Source organism: Archangium sp., assembly GCF_036389735.1.
Taxonomy (GTDB): Bacteria; Myxococcota; Myxococcia; order Myxococcales; family Myxococcaceae; genus Archangium.
Genome location: NZ_DASVWK010000495.1, coordinates 1 through 7,035 on the forward strand (window position 1 = coordinate 1; position 7,035 = coordinate 7,035).

7 protein-coding genes are annotated in these 7,035 nt (G+C 67.1%); 6 read left to right on the forward strand and 1 reads right to left on the reverse strand.

Going from position 1 to position 7,035, the window contains the following annotated elements; all coding sequences use genetic code 11:
- The first annotated feature begins 249 nt into the window (after positions 1-249).
- The 3 genes from VF794_RS17390 (at position 250) to VF794_RS17400 (ending at position 3,218) form a co-directional block, all read left to right on the forward strand.
- Positions 250-1,371, forward strand: a complete 1,122-nt coding sequence (locus VF794_RS17390) for a hypothetical protein (protein ID WP_331111804.1) — start codon at positions 250-252, stop codon at positions 1,369-1,371.
- Positions 1,372-1,396: 25 nt separating this feature from the next.
- Positions 1,397-1,879, forward strand: a complete 483-nt coding sequence (locus VF794_RS17395) for a hypothetical protein (protein WP_331111806.1) — start codon at positions 1,397-1,399, stop codon at positions 1,877-1,879.
- A 103-nt stretch (positions 1,880-1,982) separates the two neighbouring features.
- Positions 1,983-3,218: a glucosaminidase domain-containing protein gene (locus tag VF794_RS17400; RefSeq protein ID WP_331111808.1), complete on the forward strand. Its 1,236-nt coding sequence runs from the start codon at positions 1,983-1,985 to the stop codon at positions 3,216-3,218.
- A gap of 60 nt (positions 3,219-3,278) precedes the next feature.
- Here the strand turns inward: VF794_RS17400 and VF794_RS17405 are convergent, their stop codons facing one another.
- A complete protein-coding gene (locus tag VF794_RS17405; RefSeq protein WP_331111810.1) occupies positions 3,279-3,662 on the reverse strand; it encodes a hypothetical protein in 384 nt (127 codons plus the stop codon).
- A gap of 380 nt (positions 3,663-4,042) precedes the next feature.
- Here VF794_RS17405 and VF794_RS17410 point away from each other — a divergent pair, with 380 nt between their 5' ends.
- The 3 genes from VF794_RS17410 to VF794_RS17420 form a co-directional block, all read left to right on the forward strand.
- Positions 4,043-5,974: a hypothetical protein gene (locus VF794_RS17410; RefSeq protein WP_331111812.1), complete on the forward strand. Its 1,932-nt coding sequence runs from the start codon at positions 4,043-4,045 to the stop codon at positions 5,972-5,974.
- 28 nt (positions 5,975-6,002) lie between these two features.
- Positions 6,003-6,227, forward strand: a complete 225-nt coding sequence (locus VF794_RS17415; RefSeq protein ID WP_331111814.1) for a hypothetical protein — start codon at positions 6,003-6,005, stop codon at positions 6,225-6,227.
- Positions 6,228-7,035 (forward strand): hypothetical protein (locus tag VF794_RS17420; RefSeq protein ID WP_331111816.1); only part of this gene is annotated, 808 nt, incomplete at its 3' end.

Consider the following 7,035-nt stretch of genomic DNA (forward strand, 5'->3'; position numbering starts at 1 on the left):
CGAGTGGCCACCAGCCAGCTGGTGCTCGGCCGGCCGGAGACACTCAACCCGGTGCGTACCGTGTTCGCCGAAGAGGCCACCTGCGTGGTGAAGGATGGGAAGCTCTCCATCAAATGGCCGGAGCTCGAGGCCGAGCCCGAGAAGGCCGTGCTCCAGAGGGAGTGAGCCCCGTGGCGCGTGACTTGCTCCTCTGGAGCGGGGATAGTCCGCGCGCCCCCTCTCCAACCCGTGAAGGCCCGAGGAGTCGTCATGCCCTTGCTTCGCTGGAGCCGTCCGTTGCTCGCCATTGCCCTCGCGCTGGCGGGCTGCAAATCGAAGTCCCCCGCTCCCACGGACGCGGGGGTCGCCACCGTCTCCACTCCGAGCAAGGCCCCCACCCCGACGCCACCGCCGGCCCTCTTCTCCGGGCCCGCGCTCTCCTACCTCAAACCCGAGGGCTCCGAGCGGTGCGCATGGGTACGGCACCCGCTGCCCTCCGGTGAGCCCACCACGGTCTTTTCCTTCAATGCGGACTGCCTCCAGTCCCGGGGTTCCTGGAGCCCGGATGGTAGGGAGGGACTGATGTTCATCTGGCCCGTGGGCGAAGGCGCCCAGGCGCGCATCTGGCGAGTGGACTTCGCCACGAAGACGGGCAAACCGCTGGACTTGAAGGACCTGCCCGGAGGGACGGGAGAACAGGCCCCCGACAAACCCTACGTCGCTCAAGTGGGCTTCGACGCCCAGGGACGTCCGGTGGCGCTCGTCGCCGACGTCTACGTTGAACGCGAGGCGGAGAAGAGCGAGGCCGGCGAACGGTTCGTCTCCTTCGAGAGCCAGCGCTACCCGGTCCCGGCGGGCGAGGGCATGCCGGGGTTGGCCCTCGCGTACCGGCTGGAGGGAGGGACCTGGAAGCGCTTCGAGGCGAAGGGGAGCCTCTATGAGACAGCGGGTGCCCCCGAGGTCCGCGCACTCGAGGCCGCCAAGACCCTGTCCCTGCCGAAGCCCTCCGAGGACCTGCCCGGACAGAAGGCCTCGGAGAGCGCCGCGCGGAAGCTGGATACGGCCCTTCCGGGACAGGACGAGACCGGACGGTGGATGTCCCTGACCACCCCGGGTGGGACGCTTCACTACCGGGCCATGCAGAGACCGGATGACGAGTCCCTCTACCACCCCTCCCCCCCGCTGCGCTGGGAGCAGGAGGGAAAGCTCGTGGAGCTCGAGGGGTTGACGGCCCAGCAGGGCGACCGCCTGGGCATCCAGCTCCAGGGAGATCTGCTGCTCATCACCGGGCCGAGCTCGGTGTACGTCTTCGACACCCGGACGAAGAAGAATCTCGTGTCCCTCCAGGACGTCGAGGTCGCCACCTTCTGGCCCGAGCCCGCAAGGCCCTGACCTCCTTTCTCACCCAAGGTGCCCCATGCTCCTCTACTCCCTGCTCTCCCTGCTCGTCCTCGCGGCGCCCGCTCCCGAGGGCTGGAGCAGCTATTCCAACACACGCTACGGCTACTCCATCGCCCTCCCCCCAGGCTTCGAGGGACAGGGCGAGTCGCAGAACGGCGATGGTCAGGAGTTCCGGGATGCCTCGGGCAAGGTGAGCCTCAAGGTCTGGGGCTCACAGGTGGTGAAGCTCGACGATGAGCCCGAGGGCCGGACGAACCTGGCCTGGCACCGGCGGGCCACCCTTGAGCGTTGGCGAGAGGAGGGGGTTCGCGTCACCTACCAGCCCCGGGGCAAGGGGTGGTGGGTGCTCTCCGGAGAGGATCGGGAGGGGAGGATCCTCTACCTCAAGCAACTGGAGAAGAATGGCGTCATCTACGGCTTCGAGTGGAGCCACCCGCGGGGTGCCAAGACCTGGCAGGATCATACGGCTCGCATCGCCCGAGGATTCACCCTGCCCTGATCCTTCTATCGGCGGCGATCTAGGCAGTCCGCCAGGCACTGGGTTATCGTGATGGCCTCCGCCTGATTGCCTGGCGGACTGGCCTCTTGCTGCCGGAGGGCGCATGAGCACCGTTGGACAACACGTGGGTGCGGTCAAGATCCCAAAGACTGGCAATGCATTCCTGGACTCCGTCGCGGCGGATGCCATCGAGAGCCAGCGCGCCACTGGAGTGCCCGCATCGGTGACGTTGGCCCAGGCCATCCTGGAGAGCGGCTGGGGCAAGTCCGGCCTGGCCACGAAGCACCACAACTACTTTGGCATCAAGGGCAAGGGCACGGTGGGCACCGCCGTGATGACCACCTGGGAGCATGAGAACGGCCAGGATGTCGTGATCAAGGATGGCTTCCGCGTCTATCGGTCGGCGGCGGAGTCCTTCAAGGATCACGGGCTGTTCTTCATCGTGAACAAGCGCTACGCCGAGGCCATGCGGCACACGGATGACGCGGAGCGGTTCGCCAAGGAGATCCACAAGGCGGGCTACGCCACGGATCCCAACTACTCCCAGACGCTCATCAAGCTCATCCGGCAATACAAGCTCACGAACTTCGATCAGGTGGCCCGGACCCAGTCGGGGCCGCTCCCCTCCAGTTCCTCCCAGACTTCCCAGACCACTTCCAGCTCGGCGGGCTCTTCCAGAAAGCCTTCCGCCGAGGCGGTCAAGGATCTGCAGCAACTGCTCGTCAAGTACGGGTACATGACCGACAAGCAGATGCAGACAGGCCCCGGCATCCTCGGCCCGCAGACCCAGGCGGCAGTGGACCAGCTCGTCAAGCAGAAGGCGGGAATCGTCTCGAGCGTCTCCACGGGCAGCGGAGCGGTCGGAGGCAGCGGGGGCTCCACGGTCATCCCCGCGAAGACGACCTCTGGCGTCCCGAGCTACGAGCAGATCAGCAAGGACTTCAAGGCGAAGATCACCGGCTCCAAGTACTTCACCTGGCACGAGGCGCTCTGGCTGCCCCAATTCAACCGCCACGCCAGCGCGAGCGAGGTGAGTCCGACGATCCTCCACAACATCGTGCGCCAGGCCAAGGCGCTCGACGTCGTCCGCGATCACTTCAAGAGCCCCATCGGGGTGCACTGCTGGCTGCGCCCGCCGGCCTATAACACCCACATCAAGGGCGCGAAGAAATCCGCGCACCTGCGCGGGACCGCGACGGACTTCCACATCGTGGGTTACACCGCGGACCATGTGAGGAAGGTCCTTCAGACCAACAAGGCCCTCTACCCCGGAGCCGGCGAGCTCCTCGTGACGTGGGTGCACCTCGATCTCGAGCACAAGACGTGGTTCTACCCCTAGTGGGGTCCACCCTCCCGAGTCAGAGCGGGAGGGCACCACGAACGCCACTTGGGGGACCGCTCAGTCCCCCCTGAGGGCGAACTGCCAGTCCCCGGTCGCGTCGATGCCAGTGCGGAAGCCCGTATAACCGTCCCCCTCGCGCCACTGGGCGAGCCGCTCGGCGGGGTACAGACCCTCCAGGGCCTTCCAGTCTTCCGGCGTGTCCTTGTCGCTGAACGCCGAGGGCCAGACGTAGACGGTCTCCTCCTGGGTATGGGGCACGTTGAGCACCTTCACCAGTTGCGCAAGCACCGGGACTCCATCCTGCTCGCTCTTGCGCCAGGTGGCCGCCACGTCCGTATCGGTGCCGAAACCCAGGGACAACTCCGCTCCCTTCTCGCTGGCGAGTCTGGCCAGCGCCTCGTAGTCACAGGCCACCGCGGCGGCGATGATACGGCGGCGCATCGACTCCACCGCGGGCGGCAAGGGAGATCGGGGCGCGCTCGGCTCGGCGTTCAGGGTGCTCGCCGAGCAGCGAGGGCCCTCCACGGGCTTGGAGGGACCAGGCCCCGTATCCGCCGTCACTTGAGCCTGGGGCTTTTGCGCGGGAGCCGGCGCCGAAGCCGGCGAGGATGGCTTGGTGCAGGACAGCAGCAGGAGGCAGAGGAGCGGAACATGTCGGGTCATGCGGGCGCGTTATAATCCACTCCCCAGCCCTCGCCCCGTGCTTCCCTGCCCTCCCGCCATGCCTCCCGGGGGCGGCTCCGTCACTGTCTCCGGGGGCGGTCTCCGGGGAGATGTGCGATGATGCCCCTGGCGCTCTGCACGACAGGAGGAGCCCCCGGGTGAGGAAGGCATTCCAGGAGAAACTTCAGTTCGAGCTGACGCTCTCCTTCGGCGGCAAGTCCTTCTCCATTCCCGGCGGCCAGGTGAAGCACGCGTCCGTGCGCCTGAATCCGCACGGCTTCACCGCCTCGGTCACCTTCTGGACCGCGTTGGAGAAGAAGGACGCGCCGCTCTTCACCGCCTTCCTCAAGCCGGACCTGATCCAGGTGCGGCTGTCCGTGGCCGCGGTGGACCACACGGCCAATCCGCCGCCCGCGCCGCTCGTGCTCCAGGGCCTCGTGCGCAGCCGCCGCCTCCTGGCGGAGACCCACGGGAGCAACAAGGGAGGCGAGCGCGTCTTCCGCCGCTACACCATCGAATTCGCCGACCCCGCCCAGGTGCTCTGGCGCCAGCACCGCCCCGTCGAGCTGCACACGGACATGTCCGTGGCCGAGCTGATCGACGCACACAAGGCCAGCCTCCAGCTCTCCCATGACTGGGCCACGCTCCGGCAGAAGCTGCCCATGCTGTGCGTCGCGCTGGGCGCGGACGCCCCCGGGGTGAGCTTCTACGACTTCGTCCTCTGGTACGTGGACACCCACAACGGCGTCTTCAGCTACGACAGCCAGAAGAACGAGTACCTGCTGGCCGACAGCAAGCCCTCCTCGGGTCAGGTGGGTTCGCTGGACCGCCTCCGGGTGGAGCACGTGCAGGTGCACCTGCCGCCGCCCATCCGCCACGGCACCCGCGTGCTCAACGCCCTGGCCAATGGGCCCACCACCGTGCCGCTCGAACAGGCCCAGGCCATCCCTGGCGTGTCCCACGACGTGCTGCTGCGCACGCCCATCACCGCCCAGGCCGAGCAGCGCCAGAAGCTGGAGAAGACACGTCTCCAGGTGCGCCAGCGGCAGCTCCAAGTGTCCTTCAAGGACTACCCCTCGGTGAGCGTCTTTCCCGGCGCGCTGCTGCACCTGGTGGGCCCGCTCTGGCCCTCCAACCTCACGGGGCGTGACGAGGACATGCGGGTGCTGGAGCTGGAGCTGGAGGCCCACGCCGAGAACGAGGGCCGGCACGACGATCAGCGGGCGAAGGTCGCCGGCTACCAGGTTCTCATGGCGATCCGGATGGAGTCCGCCTCCGAGCCAGTGGTCACCCTGCCCCCCTACCGGGCCCCGCGCTACCCCATCCATGTCGAGGGCCTGGTGCACAGTCCGGGAGGCGAGCCCCAGGACAGGCGCTACCTCATCGTCGACGACGAGAAGACCTCGGTCTCCTACTTCCAGATGACGGTGCCGCTGTGGAACAAGACGGTGAACGTGCCCGCCGAGCCCATCCACTTCCCGGGCGAGTTCTTCTTCCCCCCGTACAAGAACACGCGCGTGCTGGTGGAGCTGCACTACGACCGCGCCGAACTGGTCCGCTTCATCGACTGGAAGGAAGGCGTCCGCACACCCCAGGACGGCCAGGGCGATCAGATCCTGATGGGCTTGAACAAGAAGAGCCAGACGGCCTTCACCCATGACTTCCAGGACGACAAGCCGGTGTGGCGCATGCACCGCACCTCCGGGGGTGACACGCAGATCATCCGCATGGGCGAGGGGCACCTCTTCATCCAGGTAAAGGAGTCACCGGACGCTGGGCCGCCTGCTCCCACCTATGATGTCTCGCCCCAGGTGGATGCCGCCAAGGCGGACCTCTCGGCGGCCGTGGGAGGCGCCCTCGGGGAGACCTCGGCCGCCTACCAGGGCGCGATGGCCGCCGTGCGTGCGAAGATGAAGAGCGCTCAAGCGGAGGCGAAGGCGGCGCTCAGCGGGGCCCGGACGGAGGTGGGCGGCAAGGTGGCGGAGGCCAGGAGCGGGCTCGAGGGAGCGACGTCACGGATGTCCCAGGGTGTGAGCAAGCTGTCGGGGACGGTGGAGGCCGCCAAGGCGTCCCTCAAGAAGCTGAAGTGAGCAACACGTCGAAGGACGGAGCGGAACCATGCAGGAACTGCGCGGCAAGCTAACGGAGCTTCGCGGAGAACTGGAGTCCTTCAGCACGGGCGTGGTGACCCGTGTGAAGCCGATCCGGAGCGAGATCGAGACCCTGACGGGCAAGCTCGAGTCCGCCCTGGCCACCCTGCGCCCCGAGGTGGAAAAGGTGGGCGGGGAGCTCTCGCGGAAGATCGATGCCCTGGATGCCGAGCTGGCGAAGATGGAGCCCTGAGTGAAGGCGCTGTGGACCCGATTCGACAAGGCCGGGGAAGAGGTCCTCTCCCTGCGGCAGAAGCTCGACACCTCCGCGGGCCGTGTCCGGAGCAGTGTGACGGCGATCGAGCCGGCGTTCTCCTCGCGTTGCCAGGCCCTGGAGGGCCAGGTGAAGAGCAAGGAGCAGTCCTTCGTGACGCAGCTCGATGGGCTGGGCAAGAAGGTGGAGCAGCGCTGTGAGTCGCTGATCTCCGAGTTGTCCTCCGTCATCAAGAAGCGCAAGGACGCCCTGGTGGCGAAGTTCAAGGAGCGCGAGAAGCAGCTTCAGGACGAGTACGAGAAGCTCCGCGCCCAGGCCGAGCAGGAGATCCAGAAGGTCATCGCGCAGGTCGAAGCGCCCATCAAGCAGCTCGAAGAGGAGTACAAGAACCTGCGCGCCCAGGCCGAGCAGGCCGTCAAGAAGGTCACCTCGGAGCTGGAGGCCCGCCAGAAGCAGCTCGAGGACGAGCTCCAGAAGCTGCGCGCCCAGGCCCAGAAGAAGGAGCCAGGCGCGGCGGCACGGCTCTCGTCCCGCGAGCCACGAATCAAGGACGAGCTCCAGAAGCTGCGCGCCCAGATCGACGAGGCGGTCAAGAAGTCCACCGCCGAGGTCGATGCGCGCGAGAAACAGCTCAAGGAGCGGAGCCAGAAGATCCGGGCCCAGGTGGATCTGGAGAAGAAGAAGCTGGAGGACCGCGAGAAGCAGCTCAAGGAGCAGTACACGAAGCTGCGCGACCAGGCGGAGAAGGAGCTCAAGAAGGTCACCGAGGAGCTCGAAGCGCGCGAGA

Coding starts and splice junctions, on each gene's coding strand:
- VF794_RS17405 (WP_331111810.1), bottom strand. CDS start 3,662: ATGCGCCGCCGTATCATCGCCGCCGCGGTGGCCTGTGACTACGAGGCG.
- VF794_RS17395 (WP_331111806.1), top strand. CDS start 1,397: ATGCTCCTCTACTCCCTGCTCTCCCTGCTCGTCCTCGCGGCGCCCGCT.
- VF794_RS17390 (WP_331111804.1), top strand. CDS start 250: ATGCCCTTGCTTCGCTGGAGCCGTCCGTTGCTCGCCATTGCCCTCGCG.
- VF794_RS17415 (WP_331111814.1), top strand. CDS start 6,003: ATGCAGGAACTGCGCGGCAAGCTAACGGAGCTTCGCGGAGAACTGGAG.
- VF794_RS17400 (WP_331111808.1), top strand. CDS start 1,983: ATGAGCACCGTTGGACAACACGTGGGTGCGGTCAAGATCCCAAAGACT.